We start from the raw sequence: 20,559 nt of genomic DNA on the forward strand, positions 1-20,559 counted from the left end.
ACACAAGCCTGACCGACGGACGTGGAGCCGCGCTGGTGGTTCTGTGAAGATTCTGTATAGAAACGCGTGACCGGTCTGGCGCCGCTCCGCCCTCCCGCATACTCGACCGAGGTCGTCACCGAGTCTGCGGCCCTGAGGAGCAGCATGACAGACCCGCACCACCACGGCTCCCCTGTGAGAGCGGACGTCCGTCACGACCGCGCCGGAGCGCACGGCGGTCACGACGGCCATGGCGGTGATCACGTCGGTCAGTTCCGGAGGTTGTTCTGGGTCAACCTGGTCGTCGCGGTCCCCGTCGTGGCGTTCTCGACGATGTTCGCGACGCTGATCGGCTACCGGCTGCCGGACTTTGCAGGCGCCCAGTGGATCGCCCCCGTTCTCGGCACGGTGATGTACGCCGTCGGCGGGCGGCCCTTCCTGACCGGCGCCGCCGGCGAAATCCGTTCGCGCAAGCCAGGAATGATGCTGCTGATCGGGCTGGCCATCACCGTCGCGTTCCTCGCGTCCTGGGGCGCCAGCCTGGGTCTGCTCCACCACGAACTGGAGTTCTGGTGGGAACTGGCGCTGCTCATCGTCATCATGCTGCTCGGCCACTGGGTCGAGATGCGGTCCCTGGCTCAGACCACCTCCGCTCTGGATTCGCTCGCCGCGCTGCTCCCCGATGAGGCCGAGAAGGTCGACGGCGACCACACGGTCACCGTGTCACCGGCCGATCTTCGTGTCGGAGACCTCGTGGTGGTCCGGCCGGGCGGCAGTGTCCCCGCCGACGGCAGGATCGTCGACGGCCGCGCGGACATGGACGAGTCAATGGTGACCGGCGAGTCCAGACCGGTCCCCCGCGGCGTCGGTGAGGCCGTCACGGCGGGCACCGTCGCCACCGATTCCGGGTTGCGGGTCGAGATCACCGCCACGGGCGACGACACCACCCTGGCCGGGATCCAGCGTCTGGTGACCGAGGCGCAGAACTCGTCGTCGCGGGCCCAGCGCCTCGCCGACCGGGCGGCCGGATGGCTGTTCTGGTTCGCCCTGGTCACCGCCGCGATCACCGCCGTGGTGTGGACGCTGGCGGGCAGCCCCGACGCGTCGGTCGTGCGATCGATCACGGTGCTGGTCATCGCATGCCCACATGCGCTGGGGCTGGCCATCCCCCTGGTCGTCTCCATAGCCACCGAACGGGCCGCCCGAGGCGGTGTGCTGATCAAGGACCGGCTCGCGCTGGAGAGTATGCGCACCGTGAACGCGGTGCTGTTCGACAAGACCGGCACGCTGACCAAGGGTGAGCCCACCCTCATTGCGATCGAGCCCGTCGGCGATGTCGACGCCGACGGTGTGCTGGCGCTGGCGGCCGCCGCGGAGACCGACAGCGAACACCCGTTGGCTCGGGCGATCGTGCGCGCCGCCGAGGAGCGCGGACTCACCGTGCCCCGTGCGGGCGGGTTCTCCTCCGACCCGGCAGTCGGCGTGACCGCGACCGTCGACGGACGCGAAGTCCGGATAGGGGGTCCCCGCCTGCTCGAGGAGGTCGGCGGCGAGGAGGTCGGGGCCGCCGCCGCATGGCGCGACGAGGGCGCGATCATCCTGCACGTGGTCCGCGACAGTGCGGTCCTCGGCGGCCTCCGCCTCGCCGACGAGATCCGTCACGAATCCCGCGAAGCCGTGGCTGCTCTGCACAGGCTCGGCGTCGAGGTCGTCATGATCACCGGTGACGCCGAAGCCGTCGCCCACTCGGTCGGCGACGAGCTCGGCATCGACCGGGTGTTCGCCGGTGTGCGCCCGGAGGACAAGGCGGCCAGGGTGGCCGGGCTGCAGAGCGAGGGTGTGAAGGTCGCCATGGTCGGTGACGGCGTCAACGACGCCCCCGCACTGGCGCAGGCCGACGTCGGTATCGCGATCGGTGCCGGAACCGACGTGGCGATCGCGTCGGCCGGTGTCATCCTGGCGAGCTCGGACCCGCGGTCGGTCCTGTCGGTGATCGAACTGTCTAGGGCCGGCTACCGGAAGATGAAGCAGAACCTCTGGTGGGGTGCGGGATACAACCTCGTCGCGGTGCCATTGGCCGCCGGAGTCCTGGCGCCTGTCGGCGTCGTCCTGCCGATGTCCGTGGGGGCCGTCCTGATGTCGTTGTCCACGGTGGTCGTGGCGCTCAACGCCCAGCTACTGCGGCGGATCGACCTGCGACCCGAGGCCGGGACCCGCGCCATTCTCGCCCGTTGAACCCGCCGACGCTAGTGGGCGTGATCGCCGTGACCGGTGTCGAGCGGCGTCGGGACCTCGGCCGGTGCCGGTGCCTCGGGTGCGCCGGCCGGCTCGGGGTTCGGCGCTGGGGCGGCCGGCGGTTCACGATGGTGATCCTGGTGACCCTCAACATGTTTGACGATCGGCCCATGGTGGTGCGCTTCGGCCTCGGCCGGTGCGTGGTGGCCGTGCCGAAGACCCGAGGCCACTCCCACGGTGGACGCCAGCGTGACGACGCCTGCGGCGCCGAGCAGCACCAGCGCGTTGGCGAATGCGGGGATCGGCTGACCGTAGCGGCCTCGGTACACGACCCAGCCGGCTCCCATGACGACGTAGATCTGCAGCAGCAGGGCGCAGAGGTCCGCGGCCTGTGCCAGTTCGGCGTCGCCGGCGTGCGGGCCGAACGGCGCTCCCGCAGTCCTCGACACCGCCCACAGGGCGACCGCTCCGACATTGAGCAGGATGCCGGCGGCGAGCACCGACGTGGTGGCCAGGCCCAGCACGACGAACGCCCAGATCAGTTGGAAGACCGCGATCGCGACGAAGAACAGGCCTGCCGGCGGCCACTCCTGCCAGTGCGCCGGCACGACGGCGAAGTGGATGACCGCCGCGCCCAGCGAGGCGAGCGCCGCCAGACGAGCCGCCAGCTTGCTGTCCGTCTTCGTCGCTGCTCTGGGTGACACCCGTCCGATGGTGACAGCCCCGTCGGGTTTTGCAGTGGTGTGACACCACATCTCAACCCGACCGAGATTCGCCTGTCATCCGGCCGGGTCAGGCCAGGGCCAGGAACAACTTCTCCAACTCGGCCTCGGTCATCGGCCGTTGGCCGCCGGCCGCCTCTGCCGAAACGCATTCGCGCAATCCCGTTGCGACGATCTTGAACCCGGCCTTGTCCAGAGCGCGGGAGACCGCGGCCAGCTGGGTGACGACGTCTGCGCATTCGCGGCCCTGCTCGATCATCGAGATCACTCCGGCCAGCTGACCCTGCGCCCTGCGCAGCCTGTTGAGCACCGCGGCGATCGCATCCTCGTCACCAGCCATCGCGGTCATGCGGCGACTCCTCCGGAGGCGGAAACACCGGTGAAGCGGCGGAGCGGGCAGTGCACGTACCGGGTACACGCGACCGACATCGCCCCGGCCGCCGCGGTGAGTGCCGCTGCGGCGATCCCGACACCCAGGTGGATCTCCTGCGCGAGGATGACCGACGACATCGCAAGCACGAACCAGCCGAAGGCCTTTCGCAGGGAATCGGGATTGACCATCGCGGTCAGGCGGGCGCCGGCGAGTGCACCCACCACGGCCGCGGCCGTCACCGCCAGTGCCACCGGCCAGTCGATCTGGACGCTGGACAGATAGCCGCCCAGGCCCGCGAACGACTTCATCGCGATCACGATCAGCGAGGTGCCCACCGCGACCGGCATGGGCAGGCCGCCGAGCAGCGCGAGGGCCGGCACCACCAGGAAGCCGCCGCCGGCCCCGACCAAGCCGGTGACCAGCCCGACCACCAGGCCCTCCGCGATGATCTTCGGAACGGGCAGGCGATGGGTGCCCTCGACGGTCTCGACGTTCTTGCGTCCCCGCAGCATCGCGATGGCGGTGGCGACCATCATGACGGCGAAGCCGATGAGCAGCACCGTGCCCGGGATGAACTGGGCCAGCAGACCGCCCGAGTAGGCGCCGGCCATCCCCGCGCCGCCGAAGATCAGCCCCGTGCGCCACTGCACCCGGCCGGCGCGAGCGTGCGAGATCGCGCCGATCGCGCTGGTGACGCCGACGACCAGCAATGAGGTGGCGATCGCCTGTTTGGTGTCCATCCCGGCCACGTACGCCAGCAGCGGCACGGTCAGGATCGAGCCTCCGCCGCCGAGCAGTCCCAGTGAGATTCCGACGAAGACGGCAAGGCCGATGGTCAGGGCAATCATGATCGACTACCCCACTTTCTCGGGCGTGGGAGCGGATTCGACCAGCTGGGACACGATGGACTGGGCGTCGCAGCCCACCCCGCGGTTGTAGGGCAGCTTGGCCAGCATCATGCCCATCGCGCAGGTGTTGGACAGCGCGGCGAACGTCAGACCACCGCCGATGGCGCCGGCCACCCACTTGAGCTTGGGGGCGGCGATGCTGCCGAGGATGCTGGTCAGCACGACCGATCCGGCGACGAGGCGGACCTGGCGTTCGAGGTCCCAGCGCTGGGCGCCGCGGTTGACCGCGAAGCCCTTGGCCTCCCAGTCGCTGATACCGCCGGCGAGGATGTGCACGTTCGACAGTCCGGCGTTGCGCAGCGTCTCCTCGGCCTGCGTGGCGCGCTGGCCGGAGCGGCAGACCAGGACGACGTCCTCATCGAGGTGCTCGATGATCTCGTCGCGATGTTCGCGTAGCAGGTCCAGTGGCACGTTGTAGGCGCCCGCGATATGGGCGGTCTCGAACTCGGCCGGCGTGCGCACGTCGATCACGCGCGGCGGGGTGGGGGATCCGAGCCTTCGGCGCAGGTCGTGCGAATCGATGGTGGCCGGTGCGGTCATCTCCGCGTCCTTTCGATGGGGTGGCTCGACAATTCGCCGATACCACGGGGGGTATATTGGCGCCCATCGTACACATACCCCAGGGGGTACATGCAAGGAGGAATTTTTCTACCCCATCCTGCCCTTGACATACCCATAGGGGTATAGCCAGGCTGTGAAGCAACAGCCCTCACCCACCGCCCGAACGGAAGGACCGTCACCATGAGATTCACCCAGTACTACCTGGACTGCCTGTCGCATGCGTCGTACCTGATCGCCGACGAAAACACCGGCCGCGCAGTCGTTGTCGACCCACAGCGGGACGTCTCGGAGTACCTGGCCGACGCCAGGGAGGCCGGCTACACGATCGAACTGGTCATCGAGACCCACTTCCACGCCGACTTCCTGTCCGGCCACCTGGAGCTGGCGAAGGCCACCGGCGCGAAGATCGTGTACTCCGCCGTCGCCGAGACGGAGTTCGAGTCGATGGGGGTGGCCGACGGCGAGCGATACTCATTGGGTGACGTGACGCTGGAGTTCCGGCACACCCCCGGCCACACACCCGAGTCGATGAGCATCGTGGTCTACGAGCACGCCGACGACGAGGTTCCCTACGGCGTGATGACCGGCGATGCGCTGTTCATCGGCGACGTCGGCCGGCCCGACCTGCTGGCCTCGATCGGCTTCACCCGCGAGGAACTGGCCGAGAAGCTGTACGACTCGCTGCACAACAAGCTGATGACCCTGCCCGACGCCACCCGGGTGTACCCGGCGCACGGTGCGGGCTCGGCCTGTGGCAAGAACCTCTCCACCGACCTGTGGTCGACCATCGGCGACCAGAAGGAGACGAACTACGCGCTGCGCGCTCCCGACAAGGCCACCTTCATGGACCTGGTGACCGAGGGGCAGCCGCCGGCGCCGAGCTACTTCGTCTACGACGCGGTCCTCAACCGCAAGGAGCGCGACCTGCTGGACGAGACCAAGATGCCGCCGGCGATGACCTATGAGCAGGTGCGCGATGCGATGAAGGCGGGCGCGATCCTGGTCGACGGGCGCGGGCCCGAGGAGTTCGCGCTGGGCCACCTGCGTGGCGCCGTCAACATCGGGCTGGAGGGCCGCTACGCCGAGTTCGCCGGATCGGTGGTGCCCACCGACGTCGACATCGTGCTGTTCACCGAGCCGGGCCAGGAGCTGGAAGGCAAGAACCGGCTCGCCCGAATCGGTTTCGACCGGGTGATCGGCTACGTGGAACGGCCGTTCGAGGTGATGTTCGACCATCAGGACGAGGTCCAGATGGCGTCCCGGTTGACGGCCAAGGCGTTCGACGAGCGCATCGCGGAGCTGTCCGATCTGCAGATCGTCGACGTGCGCAATCCGGGTGAGGTCGCCGCGGGCACCATCCCGAACGCCCTCACCATCCCGGTGGGTCAGCTGCCCGCCCGGCTGAACGAGCTGGATCCGGCCAAGCCGACCGTCGTGTACTGCGCCGGCGGGTACCGATCCTCGGTGGCCGCAAGCCTGTTGCGGCAGAACGGCTTCGGCGACGTCAGCGACATCCTGGGCGGTTTCAACGCCTGGGACGAATCGCACCAGAGCGCCTGAGGGGAGACAAGACCATGACCGACAAGCACCGGATCGTCATCGTCGGCGGGGGAACCGCCGGCATCTCGGTCGCCGCCCGCCTGCTGCGCAGGAGCCACTCCGACGTGGCCGTCATCGAACCGTCCGACACGCACTACTACCAACCGCTGTGGACGCTCGTCGGGGGCGGGCAGGCGAAGGCGTCGACGACCGCTCGCCCCGAGGCCTCGGTGATGCCCGACGGCGCGACATGGATCAAGAATGCGGCGGCGTCGGTCGATCCGGACAACAACGCGGTCACCTGCGTCGACGGGGCGGTCTACGAGTACGACGTGCTCGTCGTCAGCCCGGGCATCCAGCTGGACTGGAACCGCACCGAGGGGTTGGAGGACGCACTCGGCAAGGACGGGGTGTCATCGAACTACCGATACGACCTGGCGCCCCGCACCTGGGAGTTCATCCGCGACCTGCGCTCCGGCAGTGCGGTGTTCGCGATGCCGTCGGGTCCGATCAAGTGCGCGGGCGCGCCCCAGAAGATCGCCTACCTGGCGGCCGACCACTGGCGCAAGCAGGGAGTGCTCGACGACATCGACGTGCACCTGGTGGTGCCCACCCCACGGTTGTTCGGCATCCCCGCCATCGCCGACAACCTCGACGCGATCGCCGCCGACTACGGCATCACCGTGCACACCGGAGCCGAGGTGACCTCCGTCGACGCCGCGGCGCACAAGGTGCGCCTCACCCACGCCGGCGGCGGGGGAGCCGACACCGTCCTGGCGTACGACGTGTTGCACGCCGTGCCCCGCCAGTCGGCACCGGACTGGATCAAGGCCGGCCCGCTGTCGACGGGCGATGCGAACGGATACGTCGAGATCGACAAGCACACCATGCAACACGTGCGGTATCCCAACGTGTTCAGCCTCGGCGACGCGGGATCGTCCCCGAACTCCAAGACCGGTGCCGCGATCCGCAAGCAGGCCCCGGTGGTGGTCGACAACATCGAGTCGTTCCTGGGCGGCCGGCCGGTGACCGCCTCGTACAACGGTTACGGCTCGTGTCCGATCGTCACCTCGTCGCACGCCATGCTGCTGGCGGAGTTCGACTACGACTTGAACGTGACGCCGTCGCTGCCGCTGCTCGACCCGACCAGACCGCATCGCAGCTACTGGTACCTCAAGAAGTACGGGCTGCCGTGGATGTACTGGAATCTGATGCTCAAGGGCCTCGCCTAGCGATCCGCCTGCACGTCAACGGGTCCCGGGGCTCGGCAGCAACGGGTCGAGGAGCCTCAGCTCCGCTCTGCTCACCCAGGACGGATTGGACTGCTGGGGGGACCGGAAGACCTCCATCGACTGCAACCCCGGGATCGCGAGGAGTTCGGTGGCGGTCACGGGCGTCGCGAACAACGGGATGTGCACGGGTAGGTGCAGCCGGCCGTCGCCCGTTGTCGGCTCGCCGGTGACGTGGCCCGCACCCCAGAAGCCTCGCTGCGGGTGCGCGGACACCCAGAACAGGGCGCGCTGACCGGGCCGGATGAGCTGTGACCGGTAGTTGTCGGCGACGCACCAGTGCGGTGTCGTCTCGCCCGCCGTACGCATGGCGTCGAGGGGTGTCTTGTGCGGATTGCACTTGATCACCCAGGCGCCCAGGGCCTCGAGGGTCACGCTGCGTTTCGTGGGCACAGGTCGATCCTCCTGCCGGACGGTGCGGTCGCAGACCGAGTAGGGTTCGCCTGCGATGCCCGAACTCGACGGATACAAACGGTGACGAGTCGACTCGACGTCCTGATCGCCTCCCACCTCGACGGCGGGGAGCTGCGCAACCGATACGACCACGACGCGGGGTACTGACGCAGCGCCGAAGATCGTCGCGGCTACCCTTCCGGGTGAGTGCCAACCGCTCGACGGCGCCGGCCCGACCCAGGAGAAGTTCGATATGAGCGTTGACGATGTGCTCGATGCCGCCGCAACCGCCGGAGCGGCGATAGAGCAGGCGGTGGCGGTGTTCATGCTCCACCCGGAGACCTACGGTGGGAGCGTCGCGGCCGGTTACCAGAACCCGTTGGCCGGTTACGTGGCCGGCCGGGGCGGCGTCCTCGGTGAGGCCACCGGGGCGACCGTCAGCGCGGTGTTCGCGGTGTTCGAGCCGACGGGCCTGGCGGCGCTGTGGGACGAGGGCGTCGCGGTGCGCGGAGCGGCCGGTGCCGCGGAGGTGTACTGGAATCAGACCGCGGAGTTCGGCCGCAAGTACCTGGCCGGTGCCGAGGGACTGGAACGCCTCGCCGCGCTGGGGGAGAAGCTCATCGCGGCGACGCCGATCGGGGGACTACCGCTGTTCGCCGGCTGGCGTGCGATGCCGCTGGCCGACGACGCCCCGGCCCGGGCGCTGCAGGTGATGTTCGTGCTGCGGGAACTGCGCGCCGGACTGCACTTCAACGCGTTGTCGCTCACGGGTGTCACCCCGATCGAAGCGCACATGCTCAACAAGGGGCCGAAATACGCCGCGATGTTCGGCTGGCCCGAACCGTTCGCCGACGGTGCGGACAAGAAGGACCGCTACGACGAGGCCGAGCAGGCCACCAACCGGCGGATGGCCGAGATCTTCACGGCTGGACTGGATTCCACCGAGGCCGAGGAGCTCGCCCGGCTGAGCACTGCGGCCCTGGCGTCGTTGAAGGCGAACGTCCCGCGCTGAGATGAACCGCGCCGACCACCCGAACCGCACCGCGTGGCCGTTGTCCGTCGCGATCAAGGAGGGCTCGGCTGCCGAACACGCCGCCGCCGAGCAGTCACCGTTCGTCACGGAACTTCTGGCCGGCCGGGTCAATGAGGCCGGTTACGCCGAGTACCTGGTGCGTCTGCGGGTGATCTACGAAGCCCTGGAGGACGCCGTCCGCGCCCGTCGCGACGACCCGCTCGTCGCCGCCATCCACGATCCGGTGCTCGAACGCCTACCGGCCATCGACGCGGATCTCGAGCACTGGGCCCCCGGTACGCGCCGCGACACCGATTCGCCTGCCGCACAACGCTATCGGAATCGTATCGTCGAATCATCGTGGGGCGGTGCGCTACTGGCCCACCACTACACCCGATACCTCGGCGACCTGTCCGGTGGGCAGGCCATGGGCAGGATCCTCGACCGCGAATTCGGTCTCGGCGGTGCGGGGCTGGCCTTCTACGACTTCGGCCTTCGGGTGAAGCCCTACAAGGACGGATACCGGAACCGCCTCGACGGGCTGCGGCTGGACGCCGCGGACACCGAGCGGGTGGTGGACGAGGTGAAGGTGGCCTTCGGCCTCAATCAGGCGTTGTTCGACGAACTGGCCGCTGAGCTACCGAGGTTCCGCCGCTGACCGGTCCGATTGCGCCGCATGACGACGAGCAGGCTCACGGCCAGCGCCGCCGCACCGGCCAGTGACACGATCAGGATCGACGTGGTCTCGTGCAGGCGCACCGCGATGCCGATCAGCGCCCAGATGAGCACCAGCGCATAGGCGATGTCGCGCTGCAGGAACGTCATCGTCAAGCCGAGCGCGGCCGCCACCAGCACCATGATGGTGCCCCATGTCGGCTCGGCGAGGCCGAATCCGTTCCAGCCCGCGTCGTCGAGCGTGATGGTGGCGTTGGCGATCGTGGCGACCGAGATCCAGCCCAGATACACCCGGAACGGGATGTGCACCGTCCAGCGCTCGACCGTCGAAGCCGGCGGACGGGCGGCCTGCAGGCGGTAGATGACGATCAGCGTGCCCAGCAGCACCAGCATCAGCAGCATGCTCAACGGAAAGAGGTTGTAGTGCCACGCGAACAGCCACGAGCAGTTGGCCGCGGCGGTGAGCAGATACCACGGAGCGATCGCCCGCGCCGCGCCGCTGTCCGGCCGCCCCCGGGCCAGGGTCAGGCTCAGGTAGACGCTGTATGCGATGAGCCCGAGATAGATGACGCTCCAGATCGAGAACACGTACCCGGCGGGGACGAAGTAGACCTCGAAGCGGCGGGTGACATCGCCGGTGGTCTGGCCGTTGATCGGCAAGCCGTTGGCGAGATAGTTGACGAACAGCGTGGCCGCCGTCGCCAGGCTGACGGCGACCGGCAACAACAACGTCGACGCCGTTGTCGACCGGCTGTCGACGGTCCGACCGGACATGGGTGAGCTCCTCTTCAGGTGGGGTGTCAGGGAGATGCCCGTTGGGGGCGATTTCGAACCGCCGCGTGCACCGCCGCCTGCACCCCGTGGCCGGCGCACACGATGGGTTCGACGGAGCGCAGCGTGCGGCACAGGACGAAGGCGCCCTCGAGGGCGGTCAGCGTGATGGTCGCCAACCGGCGGCACTCCTCCTCGGAGATGTCGAGCCTGCCGAACCACGCCGCCAGGCCGGTGAGCCAGTTCTCGAAGACCTCCGCCGCCTCGATTCGGAGTCGCTCGTTGGTGCTGGCCACCTCCAGCGCGATGGTCTCGATCGAACACGCTTCACCGTAATCCTGGGCCTCGAGGTCCTCACCCGCCTTCTCGAACAACTGGGGGATACCGTCGAGCGGGTCGATGTCCGCCAACTGCGCGCCGACGAACTCGCCGTACCGAATGCCTTCGCGGCGAATGACTTCCACACTGATGGCCTCTTTGCCGCCGGGGAAGTGGTGGTAGATCGATCCGAACGGCGCCTGCGCCGCGGCCGAGATCTGCTTGAGGCCGGTGGCCGGCATGCCCTGACGTCGGTACAGCTCGGCCGTCGCGTCGAGGATCCGGCTGCGGGTGGACGGATCTGCCATGGCGTCTCCTTCTTGCGCTTCGTGCCCCGACAGCATATCGTCCGGGTAAGTAGAACGATCTATCTAGGAGGCGACGACGTGCTTTCCGTGGATCTGCCGTCCGGACCCATCTCCTACGACGACACCGGTGGCGACGGGCCCACGCTCGTGTTCGGTCACGGTCTGCTCATGGATGGCAGGCAGTGGCGCAAGGTCATCCCGCTGCTGCCCGGGTATCGATGCCTCACACCGACTCTGCCGCTGGGCGCGCACACCGCGCCGATGCGCGACGACGCGGACCTCACCCAGACCGGGGTGGCGAACATCCTCGCCGACTTCCTCGACGCCCTCGACCTCGACGATGTGACCCTGGTCCTCAACGATTGGGGCGGTGGCCAATTCGTCATCTCCGAGGGCCGCGACAAGCGCATCGGCAGGCTCGTGCTCGCGTCCTGCGAAGCCTTCGACAACTTCCCGCCCAAGCCGGCCCGGCCCGCGGCCCTGCTGTGCCGGCTACCGGGCGGCGGCTGGGTCCTCAGCCGGATGCTGGGGACGCGGTTCTTCCGCCACAGCCGGCAGGCCTACGGCGGGATGGCCAAGTCCGGACTGCCCGACGAGTTGTTCGACGAGTGGTTCCGGCCCGCCGTCGAGAACGCCGCGATCCGCCGCGATCTGGTCAAGTTCGCCACCGGCGCACCCCCGCGCCGCCGGCTGCTCGAATTGTCCGGGAAGCTGGCCGCATTCGACCGCCCGGTACTCGTCGTCTGGGCACGGGAGGACCGGATGATGCCCCTGGAGCACGCCGACCGCCTGGTCGGGCTGTTCCCCGACGCCAGGAAGGTCATCGTCGACGACTCCTGGACGCTGATCCCCGAGGACCAACCGGAGGCCATGGCGCAGGCACTGCGCGACTTCGTGGGCTGAATTCTCTCGCGAGAAGGGAAGGCGCGGGTCAGCCGATGCGGACGTCGGCGCCTTCGGCGACGGTGCCGGTGGTGACAACCGATGCGTAGAGACCCGCGCAGGGGTTGACGCCGAATTCGCCCGCCTGGACACGGTTGTGCTCGAGCGGATACCGCACCGATTGTGGCGACCGGCCCAGAGCGCCGTGCTCGAGGGTCGGTACGGAGCAGCGCGGCGTGGGCATCGTGCCGCGCAACTCGACATCGCCGAGGCGGATCGTCGCGCCGACCCAGTCGTTCTCGATGAACGGCGACGTCCCGGCGGGCGTCTCGATGACGATGTTGGGGCGGTAGCGCACCGCCTCGCCCCGGTCGAGCCCGACCGCGTCGAGCGTCGCGGTGGTGATCAGGTGCACCGGCGAATCGTCGACGAAGGCGCCGCCGGGCGTGCTCTGTGCGATCTCGAGCAGCGCGGCCTCGATCTCCGCGTCGAGGCCCTGGGTGAGCACGTCGATCGGATCGGAGCGCTCGACCACCGCACCCGCCGAGCGCTCGTCGGCCAGGTGCACGCGCCGGCCCACCAGTTCGGACACCGGCCCGGCGGACTCCTCGACAGGTACCCGGCGTCCGTCGGGCAACGTCACCACGACCCCGCCGGCCTCCGTGGTCGCCGAGCACTGCAACAGCTGACGCCAGAGGCGGGGGTTCTTCGCGGTCGCCACTCGGCCGGTCTCGTCGTCGAGGTAGGCATAACGCCGGTCACCGGCGACGCCGAGCGGACTCACGGCGATCGCTTCGCACGGTTCGCCCAGCATCGACTTCACCGGGTAGCGCCGCAGCGCGCCCACCCGTCCGGTCACCTCGACACTCGTCGTCATCGTCGCCTCAGCCTACGTGGGTGAGTCGCGGTGCCCTGGAGCCGTCCGCGCGGGGGAATCCCTCCCGGCGCACCACTATCCCCAGGCGCTCGGATCGCCACCGACCGGCGGGGACAGCCGTGGCTTGAGCCGCACGGTGGGCATCGGCGGGGCCGGGAGATGTTGCACGGGGCCGCGGTAGCCCTCGACGCGGCCGAAGCGTTCGGACTCCGCCGCCCAGTCCGCCCGGAAGCCGGCGATCTCCTCGTGGCTGCGGCCGACGAAGTTCCACCACATCACCAGCGGCTCGCCGAACGGCGCGCCGCCGAGCAGCATGACCCGGGCCGGGCGGTCCCCGGGATTGGCCAGTGTCAGGTGGTCCGCACCCGGTGCGCGGTAACCCAACTCGGCGCGAGCCAGAGGCGTGCCGTCGAGCACCACCGGGCCGATGTCGACGAGTACGCCGTGCTCGAAGTCCGCTGCCACGTCGACGGTGAGTTCGGCGCGCGGGTCCAGCACGAGTTCGGCGCCGACGAGGGGGCTGTGCACGGCGACCGGCGAGCTGTGGCCCGCCAACGCGCCGAGAAGCACCCGGGCCGTCGCACCGCCGAGGCGCACCGGTGCGGGCGTCGCGTGGTCGAAGCGACGGGGGAGGTGGCGGGCGTGCTCGGGCAGCGCCACCCACAGCTGGACGCCGTGCAGTGTGGCGGTGGTCGCGGTGGACACCTCCGAGTGCGCGACACCGGACCCGGCCGTCATCAGGTTGAGCTCGCCCGGCCGGACCAGCGCCGACACGCCACTGCTGTCCCGGTGTTCGATCTCGCCGTCGAACAACCAGCTCACCGTCTGCAGGCCGGTGTGCGGATGCGGCGGCACGTCCATGCCGCCGGTGCGGCCGACGTCGTCCGGTCCGTAATGGTCGATGAAGCACCACGCGCCGATCAGGGAGCGTGCCCGTTGCGGCAGGGTACGTCGCACCGTCATCGCCCGCGGCCCACCGAGGGGCACCGCGCGGCTGGTGATGACGTCGATGCCCACAGCTCCCATCATCGCTGTCCACCCCTGAATTGGAACCGTTTGCCGAGCGCCGCTAAGTTCCCTGGGGTGATGTCCTCAGCTGCAGGTGCAGTCGCGCGGTGGTTCGCTCCCCTCCTGACGGTCGCGGCCGTCGCAGGCACCGGTGCCCTCGTCGCACCCGTGCCCACCGGCCCCGCTCCGGCGGTGCGCCTGGCCGCCGACGCCAACCCGCTGGTCGGACGGCCGTTCTACGTCAACCCGGCGTCCAAGGCCAGCCGTGCCCTGCAGGGCAATACGGATCCGCTGCTGGCCGCGGTCGCCAATACGCCCACGGCGTACTGGATGGACAACATCTCCACGCCGTCGATCGACGCGAAGTACATCGCCGACGCGCAGGCCGCAGGCACCACGCCGATTCTCGCGCTGTACGGCATCCCCAACCGGGACTGCGGGAGCTACGCCGCAGGCGGGTTCGGGTCGGCCGGCGCCTACCGGGGGTGGATCGACGGCGTCGCGGCGGCCATCGGCACCGGACCCGCCGCGGTGGTCCTCGAACCCGACGCGCTGGCCATGATCGACTGCCTGTCGCCCGGCCAGCAGCAGGAACGGCTCGACCTGATCCGCTACGCGGTGGAGACGCTGAGCCGCAACCCGGCGACCGGCGTCTACGTCGACGCCGGTCACCCGCGCTGGGTGGCCGCCGACGTGATGGCCGGCCGGCTGAACCAGGTCGGCATCGAGAAGGCGCGGGGCTTCAGCCTCAACACCGCCAACTTCTTCACCACCGAGGAGTCGGTCGGCTACGGGCAGGCCGTCTCGGGGATGACAGGCGGGAAGCCCTTCGTCATCGACACGTCGCGCAACGGCGCCGGACCGGTCGAGGGCGACCCGCTGTACTGGTGCAATCCAAGTGGACGGGCGTTGGGTGTGGCGCCCACCACCAACACGGGTAACCCGCAGATCGACGCGTTCCTGTGGGTCAAGCGGCCCGGCGAGTCCGACGGAGCCTGCCGCGGGGCGCCCAGCGCGGGCACGTTCGTCAGCAGCTACGCCATCGATCTGGCGCGTAACGCGGGCTGGTGACGGCTCGCCCGTTCACCCACTGGTGGGTGAACGGGTGCCGGGTGGCCGGACGTGAGCGGCCACCCACTGGGCGGCCAGCTTGACCAGTCCGGATTGCGGATAGCGCACGTGCGCGTCGAAGTCCCGCCCCAACGAGCACACCGGATCGTTGGTGTTGCACAGGTCTGCGGTGCGGGACCCGAAGACCGGGCTCAGGCGGGTCAGCGGTTGACCGACCCTTGCCGACGGGTTGCCGAAGACGGTGACGGCGGCGATGCGCGGAACGACGGCGGCCGGCATGGGCGCGGCGTACCCGAGCCCGGCCACCGGCGACGTCGTGACGATGTCCATGACCGCTGCCCCCTGCGAGTAACCGCCGAGCACCATCTTGGTGTCGGGGCACTTCGCCGCGGTCGACTGGACCCGCAGGCTGGCGTCGGTGGCGCCGGCGCCGACCTGCAGGAAGTCCCACGACGCCGGGTACTTCACGGCGTACGTGCCGACCGTCTGCCCCTTCACCATGGGGCGCAGCGTCTCGACCAGGGCCTTGCCGACCACTCCGATGCCCGGCGGCTCGTCGGTGCCGCGGGCGAAGATCACCTCGATGTCCGGACAGCTCGGAGCGGCCGACGCGGTCGGTGCGACGACCGACGCGAGGACGGCGAGCGCCGCTGCCACCGCCGGCCACACGCGGCGGGTCACCATGTCAACGGTCACGGCCTCTCCTCGACCGAAAGCTACGTTGGACTGTCGTCCTGTACCCAATCGTCCCACAAGTCACTCCAGTAACACCGCTGTGCACCGGCGCCACCGAGGCGGGCGGTGTTCGATGCGACGATGGTCGGCATGACCGCAACGCTCGTCGCGAAGAACGTGGCGGGTGGATTCGCCCACCGCACCCTCTTCGAGGGGCTGGACCTGACCGTGGCGCCCGGCGATGTGGTCGGAGTCGTCGGCGCCAACGGGGCCGGAAAGAGCACATTCCTGCGGATCCTGGCGGGCGATCTCGCGCCACTCGACGGCATGGTCAGCCTCGCACCGGCCGATGCGTTCGTCGGGTGGTTGCCGCAGGAACACGAACGGGTCCCCGGAGAGACCGTCGCCGCCTACATCGCGCGCCGCGCGGGCTGCACCGCGGCGACCGCGGCCATGGAGGCAGCGGCCGCCGCACTGGCCGAGCCCGAGGCCGCTCCACTCGCCGACCCGGCCGCCGCATACTCCGCGGCGCTGGATCACTGGCTGGCCACCGGCGCGGCCGACCTCGACGAACGGCTGCCCGCGGTGCTGGCCGACCTGGGTCTCGACACCGACGCCGTGCGACCGGACTCGACGCCGATGACCGCGCTGTCGGGTGGACAGGCGGCGCGGGTGGGGCTGGCCGCGCTCCTGGTGTCGCGATTCGACCTGGTCCTGCTCGACGAGCCGACCAACGACCTCGACCTCGACGGCCTGGCGCGGTTGGAGCAGTTCGTCCGCGATCTGCGGGGCGGGGTGGTGTTGGTGAGTCACGATCGGGAGTTCCTGGCTCGCAGCGTGACTCACGTGCTCGAGTTGGATCTGGCCCAGAACACCACCACCGTCTTCGGCGGCGGGTACGAGAGCTACCTCGAAGAGCGTGAGGTCGGCCGCAGGCACCGGCGCGAACAGTACGAGGAGTTCGCCGAGAAGAAGGCCGACCTGGTCGCCCGGGCACGCGTGCAACGGGAATGGTCGAGCCAGGGTGTCCGCAACGCCATTCGCAAGGCTCCCGACAACGACAAGTTGCGGCGACGTGCGGCAGGCGAGTCCAGCGAGAAGCAGGCGCAGAAGGTGCGTCAGATGGAGAGCCGGATCGCCCGCCTCGAACAGGTCGCCGAACCCCGTAAGGAGTGGACGCTGCAGTTCACCATCGGGTCCGCACCACGGTCCAGTTCGGTCGTCGCCACGCTCGACAAAGCCGTTGTGCGACAGGGTGATCACGTGCTGGGTCCCGTATCGCTGCAGGTCGATGCCGGCGAGCGGATCGGGATCACCGGCCCCAACGGCGCGGGCAAGTCGACACTGTTGCGGCTGCTGCTGGGACGACGCAGGCCCGACGAGGGGCGCGCGAGCGTGGGCGCCAACGTCGCCGTCGGGGAGATCGACCAGGCGCGTGCTGATTTCACCGGTTCGGAGCGACTCGTCGACCGCTTCGAAAAGCGGGTGCCGGGCTGGACCACCGCCGACGTCCGCACCCTGCTGGCGAAGTTCGGTCTGCGCGCCGACCACGTCGAACGTCCGGTGGACGACCTCTCGCCCGGGGAGCGCACCCGCGCGGGCATGGCGTTGCTGCAGGCGCTCGGTACCAACGTGCTGGTCCTCGACGAGCCGACGAACCATCTGGACCTGCCGGCCATCGAGCAGCTCGAACAGGCTCTCGAAACCTACGACGGCGCACTGCTGCTCGTGACACACGACCGTCGCATGCTGCAGAACGTGCGGCTGGACCGCACGTGGCGGGTCGACCGTGGGCGCGTCGTGGAGGTGTAGACGCCGCTGCCGGCCCGCTCCCTACGAAAGAGTGACGGCGTGTCCCGGAACTTTCGTCCGCGTCAATCCGTCATTACGCTCCAAGAATCGGTCGGCGGAGCGAGAGGACGGGGGCCCGGTCATGACGGATGAGCGTCCGGACGAGACGGATCGGCTCGCGAGTGTGAGCGAGGCCATCGAGTCGCTGAAGTCGTTGTTCGCGGACGGGCGGCCGCTCGACGAGCTCCTGGAGCGCGTGGCGGCGTCCGGAGTCGAAGCGATACCGGATGCGCACGCGGTGAGTATCACGGTGCTGGCCGAACCGACTCCGCGCACCGCCGCGTGCACCGACAAGCGTGTGCTCCGCCTGGATCGCGAACAGTACGAGTCGGGCCGGGGCCCCTGTTTGGAAGCCGCCGACGTACGACGGCCGGTCCGTGCCGTGATGAGCCGTGACGAGCAACGCTGGCCGGAGTTCGTCGCGGCGGCGAGCGCTTGCGGCATCACCGCGACGCTGTCGGCGCCCCTTCTCGCTGACCGGGTGGGCCATGAGCCCGAACTCGTGGGATCACTGAACATCTACAGCACGACCGCGACGGCCTTCGACCCCTTCGACGAAGCCCTCATGCGGTTGTACACGCTGACTGCCGGGCTCCTCATCACCAACGCCCGGCATTGGCAGCGGTCGCTCGAGACGATCGGTCAACTCAGCGAGGCACTCACCTCGCGCTCCGTCATCGATCAGGCCAAGGGTGCACTTCGGGCAGTACACGGCTGCTCGGAGGAAGAGGCGTTCCAGCGCCTGGTCAAGGAATCGCAGAACAGCAACACCAAGGTCCATACCGTCGCGCGTGACTTCCTCGCGTCGCTCACCTGAGCGCGCCGGTCAGCACCGCGTCAGTTCGCGCTCGACGACGGAGACGTCGTCCGGGGTGATCTCGTCTTCGGGTGACCGGTGGGCCGGCCTCCGTCGCACGGTCACGTCGAGCGCGCGGTGAACACGGCGAAGAAGACGCTCGGGGGATGTGATCGGCAAACTTCGCATACGCCCAGGATACCCAAGTGCTAACAATTGTTAGCACCCAGCTAGCAGTGAGAGCCGCAACAGTGCGCCGGTCCGCCGACCTGGCGAAGGTAGATTCCGGGCATGCAGCTCTTGCGCGACGCGGTCGTGCTCCTCCACATCGTCGGTTTCGCCGTCACCTTCGGCGCCTGGGCCGCCGAGGCGGTCGCCCGTCGTTTCCGCACCACCCGGCTGATGGACTACGGCGTGCTGCTGTCCCTGGTGACCGGCCTCGCGCTCGCCGCCCCGTGGCCCGCGGACGTCGTGCTCAACTATCCGAAGATCGGCGTGAAGCTCGCCATCCTGATCGTGTTGGGCGGCATCCTCGGCATGAGCAACGCGCGTCAGCGCAAACGCAACCTCCAAGTGCCGCGGCCACTGTTCTACGCGGTCGGCGTGCTGTCCTTCGCCGCGGCCGCGATCGCCGTGCTGTGGTGACCGGCACCGGTCGACGAGCCCCGTAGCGGTTGATCCGGCTAGGGCCGCGAGGGACCGATTCCGTGGGCCGTCAGCGCATCCCGTAGTCGTGTCTCGTCGACACCATTGCCGCGCAACGGAATCGACGCGGCGACGAAGTGGTCGGGCCGCACGAGGTAGAGATGGTCGGAGCGGAGTCGACCGCGCGGATCGGCGCCGAAGTCCCGGGGGCCGTCGATCCACGCCGGCACCTCGGGACGGAGGATCCGCCCTGCGCCGTAGGAGTGCAGCTGCCAGGTCATCGTGTCCAGCGCCCGCTGATTGCCCGCGACCGGGGGCAGCCGCAGACCCACCGCCGGATCGTGTGCCCAGTCGGGACGATCCGCGCCCACGGCGTAGCGGTAGCGGATGCGGTACTGCCCGATGTAGCCGCCCAGGCGGGTGCCCAGTGGTGTGCGGGTGATCAGCGGGAACACCCCGAACGCCACGCCGCCGATGGCTCTGCGCACCAGCCCCGCCGACGAACCGCGGCGGCCGATGACGGTGAAGGCGCGGTCGGTGACGTTGACCAGGGTCAGCGCCACCGGACGCCGTTCCCGTTCGTAGCGGTCGAGTGCGCGTCCGTCCACGCGGTTCTGCGCGACGTCGGCCAGCAGCATCGCCAGATTGTGGGCGTCCTGCAGTCCCGTGTTCATCCCCTGACCGCCGACGGGGGAGTGCACATGTGCGGCGTCCCCGGCCAGGAAGATCGACCCCACCCGGAAGCTCGCCGCCACGCGGTGATGGACCCGGTACGTCGAGAACCACTCCACCGGACCGTGTGTCAGCCCGAACTCGGCGCGTACGGTGGCGAGCGCCTCCTCCTGGGTGATCGTGTCCTTGGCGGCCAGGCCCAGCAGCCTCACGTGGCCACCCGGCCCCAGCGGGAACACCGCCGTGAAGGTCCGCCGGCCCGGCCTGATGTTGACCGCCTCGTCGGGCACACCACGCACGTCGCGGACGTCGGCGACCCAGAACGTCGCATCGTCGGTCCGGCCCTCGAAGGGCAGGTTCAGCGCGCGCCGTACCGCCGAAGCCGCGCCGTCGGCTCCGATGCACCAGCGGGACCGCACCCGTAGCAGGGCGCCGTCCGGTCCTTCGAGCAGTGCCTCGACCCGGCCGTCGGGCGCCGCGGTCCGGTCCTGCAGATCGACCAGACGGTGCCGCCAGCGGACGTCGCCGCCGTCGGCGCTCAGCGCGCCGGCGAGCAGTTCCTCGTTGTGGCTCTGCTCGAAGATCTGGATGCCCGGGAACCGGGTGAACCCGTTCTGTAGCTCCGCCACGTTCGGACCGATTCCGCGGGACGAGCCGCCGACCTGAATCCGCAACGCCGCATGGGCTTTCGCGAGTACCGAATCGGCCAACCCGAGCTGATCGTAGACCTCCATCGTGCGGGCCTGCACAGCCAGTGCGCGGGATTCGCGGGTCGGGCCTGCCTTCCGGTCGACGAGGACCGCGGGGACGCCACGTCGCCCGAGCGCCAGCGCGGCCAAGAGGCCGGTCGGCCCGGCGCCGACGATCAGGACGTCGGTGTCGACGACGGGGAGGTCGTCCACGCGGAAGGTGGGCGGCATGCGTCTCTCCTATGTCAAGCCGCTGCCATTTGGCAAGGCTTTTGACGGTGGTTGTGGTCTGTCTGCAAATGGCCGAAGA

21 protein-coding genes are annotated in these 20,559 nt (G+C 69.4%); 10 read left to right on the top strand and 11 right to left on the bottom strand.

Features of this window, described 5'->3' with window-relative positions:
* Window positions 1-144: 144 nt before the first annotated feature.
* On the top strand, window positions 145-2,214 hold the full coding sequence (locus tag AU195_RS10885; protein WP_059159100.1) for a heavy metal translocating P-type ATPase: 2,070 nt from the start codon (window positions 145-147) through the stop codon (window positions 2,212-2,214).
* 11 nt (window positions 2,215-2,225) lie between these two features.
* Here the strand turns inward: AU195_RS10885 and AU195_RS10890 are convergent, their stop codons facing one another.
* The 4 genes from AU195_RS10890 to AU195_RS10905 are packed head-to-tail and all read right to left on the bottom strand — an operon-like array spanning window position 2,226 to window position 4,757.
* The gene (locus AU195_RS10890) at window positions 2,226-2,969 is read right to left on the bottom strand and encodes a hypothetical protein (RefSeq protein ID WP_059159076.1); all 744 of its coding nucleotides are present in this window, start codon (window positions 2,967-2,969) and stop codon (window positions 2,226-2,228) included.
* Window positions 2,970-3,006: 37 nt separating this feature from the next.
* A complete protein-coding gene (locus AU195_RS10895; protein WP_059159101.1) occupies window positions 3,007-3,276 on the bottom strand; it encodes a metal-sensitive transcriptional regulator in 270 nt (89 codons plus the stop codon).
* A gap of 5 nt (window positions 3,277-3,281) precedes the next feature.
* Window positions 3,282-4,157, bottom strand: coding sequence for a sulfite exporter TauE/SafE family protein (locus AU195_RS10900; protein WP_059159077.1), 876 nt, complete (start codon window positions 4,155-4,157; stop codon window positions 3,282-3,284).
* A gap of 6 nt (window positions 4,158-4,163) precedes the next feature.
* Window positions 4,164-4,757 (bottom strand): rhodanese-like domain-containing protein, encoded by a 594-nt coding sequence (locus AU195_RS10905; RefSeq protein ID WP_059159078.1) that lies wholly within the window; start codon window positions 4,755-4,757, stop codon window positions 4,164-4,166.
* Window positions 4,758-4,958: 201 nt separating this feature from the next.
* Here AU195_RS10905 and AU195_RS10910 point away from each other — a divergent pair, with 201 nt between their 5' ends.
* Together AU195_RS10910 and AU195_RS10915 are read left to right on the top strand one after the other, a co-directional pair.
* A complete protein-coding gene (locus tag AU195_RS10910; RefSeq protein ID WP_059159079.1) occupies window positions 4,959-6,338 on the top strand; it encodes an MBL fold metallo-hydrolase in 1,380 nt (459 codons plus the stop codon).
* 14 nt (window positions 6,339-6,352) lie between these two features.
* Window positions 6,353-7,549 (top strand): NAD(P)/FAD-dependent oxidoreductase, encoded by a 1,197-nt coding sequence (locus AU195_RS10915; protein ID WP_059159080.1) that lies wholly within the window; start codon window positions 6,353-6,355, stop codon window positions 7,547-7,549.
* 15 nt (window positions 7,550-7,564) lie between these two features.
* On the opposite strand, the gene AU195_RS10920 is transcribed toward AU195_RS10915, so the two are convergent.
* Window positions 7,565-7,999 carry an EVE domain-containing protein gene (locus AU195_RS10920; RefSeq protein ID WP_059159102.1) on the bottom strand — a complete coding sequence of 145 codons (435 nt, stop codon included), beginning with the start codon at window positions 7,997-7,999 and terminating at the stop codon, window positions 7,565-7,567.
* A gap of 253 nt (window positions 8,000-8,252) precedes the next feature.
* Between AU195_RS10920 and AU195_RS10925 the strand changes: the two genes are divergently transcribed.
* The gene (locus tag AU195_RS10925) at window positions 8,253-9,011 is read left to right on the top strand and encodes an SCO6745 family protein (protein ID WP_059159081.1); all 759 of its coding nucleotides are present in this window, start codon (window positions 8,253-8,255) and stop codon (window positions 9,009-9,011) included.
* A gap of 1 nt (window position 9,012) precedes the next feature.
* A complete protein-coding gene (locus AU195_RS10930; RefSeq protein ID WP_059159082.1) occupies window positions 9,013-9,669 on the top strand; it encodes a biliverdin-producing heme oxygenase in 657 nt (218 codons plus the stop codon).
* Here AU195_RS10930 and AU195_RS10935 read toward each other — a convergent pair.
* Window positions 9,618-10,460 carry a TspO-related membrane protein gene (locus AU195_RS10935; RefSeq protein ID WP_059159083.1) on the bottom strand — a complete coding sequence of 281 codons (843 nt, stop codon included), beginning with the start codon at window positions 10,458-10,460 and terminating at the stop codon, window positions 9,618-9,620. The two genes, AU195_RS10930 and AU195_RS10935, sit on opposite strands and share 52 nt — an antisense overlap.
* A gap of 26 nt (window positions 10,461-10,486) precedes the next feature.
* Window positions 10,487-11,083 (bottom strand): TetR/AcrR family transcriptional regulator, encoded by a 597-nt coding sequence (locus AU195_RS10940; protein WP_059159103.1) that lies wholly within the window; start codon window positions 11,081-11,083, stop codon window positions 10,487-10,489.
* 78 nt (window positions 11,084-11,161) lie between these two features.
* Between AU195_RS10940 and AU195_RS10945 the strand changes: the two genes are divergently transcribed.
* A complete protein-coding gene (locus AU195_RS10945; protein WP_059159084.1) occupies window positions 11,162-11,986 on the top strand; it encodes an alpha/beta fold hydrolase in 825 nt (274 codons plus the stop codon).
* 28 nt (window positions 11,987-12,014) lie between these two features.
* On the opposite strand, the gene AU195_RS10950 is transcribed toward AU195_RS10945, so the two are convergent.
* Together AU195_RS10950 and AU195_RS10955 are read right to left on the bottom strand one after the other, a co-directional pair.
* Complete coding sequence (locus tag AU195_RS10950) at window positions 12,015-12,842, bottom strand: MOSC domain-containing protein (RefSeq protein WP_059159085.1); 828 nt, start codon at window positions 12,840-12,842, stop codon at window positions 12,015-12,017.
* A 75-nt stretch (window positions 12,843-12,917) separates the two neighbouring features.
* Complete coding sequence (locus AU195_RS10955; protein WP_502687331.1) at window positions 12,918-13,871, bottom strand: pirin family protein; 954 nt, start codon at window positions 13,869-13,871, stop codon at window positions 12,918-12,920.
* A gap of 57 nt (window positions 13,872-13,928) precedes the next feature.
* Here AU195_RS10955 and AU195_RS10960 point away from each other — a divergent pair, with 57 nt between their 5' ends.
* Window positions 13,929-14,921, top strand: a complete 993-nt coding sequence (locus AU195_RS10960) for a glycoside hydrolase family 6 protein (protein WP_059159087.1) — start codon at window positions 13,929-13,931, stop codon at window positions 14,919-14,921.
* 12 nt (window positions 14,922-14,933) lie between these two features.
* Here AU195_RS10960 and AU195_RS10965 read toward each other — a convergent pair whose 3' ends face one another.
* Window positions 14,934-15,617 (bottom strand): cutinase family protein, encoded by a 684-nt coding sequence (locus tag AU195_RS10965; protein ID WP_059159088.1) that lies wholly within the window; start codon window positions 15,615-15,617, stop codon window positions 14,934-14,936.
* Window positions 15,618-15,746: 129 nt separating this feature from the next.
* Here AU195_RS10965 and abc-f point away from each other — a divergent pair, with 129 nt between their 5' ends.
* The 3 genes from abc-f (at window position 15,747) to AU195_RS10980 (ending at window position 18,888) form a co-directional block, all read left to right on the top strand.
* The gene (abc-f, locus tag AU195_RS10970) at window positions 15,747-17,408 is read left to right on the top strand and encodes a ribosomal protection-like ABC-F family protein (RefSeq protein WP_059159104.1); all 1,662 of its coding nucleotides are present in this window, start codon (window positions 15,747-15,749) and stop codon (window positions 17,406-17,408) included.
* Window positions 17,409-17,529: 121 nt separating this feature from the next.
* A complete protein-coding gene (locus tag AU195_RS10975; RefSeq protein WP_059159089.1) occupies window positions 17,530-18,264 on the top strand; it encodes a GAF and ANTAR domain-containing protein in 735 nt (244 codons plus the stop codon).
* Window positions 18,265-18,534: 270 nt separating this feature from the next.
* Window positions 18,535-18,888: a hypothetical protein gene (locus tag AU195_RS10980; protein ID WP_059159090.1), complete on the top strand. Its 354-nt coding sequence runs from the start codon at window positions 18,535-18,537 to the stop codon at window positions 18,886-18,888.
* A 38-nt stretch (window positions 18,889-18,926) separates the two neighbouring features.
* Here the strand turns inward: AU195_RS10980 and AU195_RS10985 are convergent, their stop codons facing one another.
* Entirely contained in the window at window positions 18,927-20,480 is a 1,554-nt protein-coding gene (locus AU195_RS10985) for an FAD-dependent monooxygenase (RefSeq protein WP_059159091.1), read from the bottom strand.
* Window positions 20,481-20,559: the final 79 nt, after the last annotated feature.

This window comes from Mycobacterium sp. IS-1496, from assembly GCF_001499995.1.
In the GTDB taxonomy this organism is placed as follows: Bacteria; Actinomycetota; Actinomycetes; order Mycobacteriales; family Mycobacteriaceae; genus Mycobacterium.

Bases quoted from the DNA above. Each gene is read 5' to 3' on its own strand.
- AU195_RS10885 (WP_059159100.1), top strand. From the start codon at position 145: ATGACAGACCCGCACCACCACGGCTCCCCTGTGAGAGCGGACGTCCGT.
- AU195_RS10890 (WP_059159076.1), bottom strand. From the start codon at position 2,969: ATGTGGTGTCACACCACTGCAAAACCCGACGGGGCTGTCACCATCGGA.
- AU195_RS10895 (WP_059159101.1), bottom strand. From the start codon at position 3,276: ATGGCTGGTGACGAGGATGCGATCGCCGCGGTGCTCAACAGGCTGCGC.
- AU195_RS10900 (WP_059159077.1), bottom strand. From the start codon at position 4,157: ATGATTGCCCTGACCATCGGCCTTGCCGTCTTCGTCGGAATCTCACTG.
- AU195_RS10905 (WP_059159078.1), bottom strand. From the start codon at position 4,757: ATGACCGCACCGGCCACCATCGATTCGCACGACCTGCGCCGAAGGCTC.
- AU195_RS10910 (WP_059159079.1), top strand. From the start codon at position 4,959: ATGAGATTCACCCAGTACTACCTGGACTGCCTGTCGCATGCGTCGTAC.
- AU195_RS10915 (WP_059159080.1), top strand. From the start codon at position 6,353: ATGACCGACAAGCACCGGATCGTCATCGTCGGCGGGGGAACCGCCGGC.
- AU195_RS10925 (WP_059159081.1), top strand. From the start codon at position 8,253: ATGAGCGTTGACGATGTGCTCGATGCCGCCGCAACCGCCGGAGCGGCG.
- AU195_RS10930 (WP_059159082.1), top strand. From the start codon at position 9,013: ATGAACCGCGCCGACCACCCGAACCGCACCGCGTGGCCGTTGTCCGTC.
- AU195_RS10935 (WP_059159083.1), bottom strand. From the start codon at position 10,460: ATGTCCGGTCGGACCGTCGACAGCCGGTCGACAACGGCGTCGACGTTG.
- AU195_RS10940 (WP_059159103.1), bottom strand. From the start codon at position 11,083: ATGGCAGATCCGTCCACCCGCAGCCGGATCCTCGACGCGACGGCCGAG.
- AU195_RS10950 (WP_059159085.1), bottom strand. From the start codon at position 12,842: ATGACGACGAGTGTCGAGGTGACCGGACGGGTGGGCGCGCTGCGGCGC.
- AU195_RS10955 (WP_502687331.1), bottom strand. From the start codon at position 13,871: ATGATGGGAGCTGTGGGCATCGACGTCATCACCAGCCGCGCGGTGCCC.
- AU195_RS10960 (WP_059159087.1), top strand. From the start codon at position 13,929: ATGTCCTCAGCTGCAGGTGCAGTCGCGCGGTGGTTCGCTCCCCTCCTG.
- abc-f (WP_059159104.1), top strand. From the start codon at position 15,747: ATGACCGCAACGCTCGTCGCGAAGAACGTGGCGGGTGGATTCGCCCAC.
- AU195_RS10975 (WP_059159089.1), top strand. From the start codon at position 17,530: ATGACGGATGAGCGTCCGGACGAGACGGATCGGCTCGCGAGTGTGAGC.
- AU195_RS10980 (WP_059159090.1), top strand. From the start codon at position 18,535: ATGCAGCTCTTGCGCGACGCGGTCGTGCTCCTCCACATCGTCGGTTTC.
- AU195_RS10985 (WP_059159091.1), bottom strand. From the start codon at position 20,480: ATGCCGCCCACCTTCCGCGTGGACGACCTCCCCGTCGTCGACACCGAC.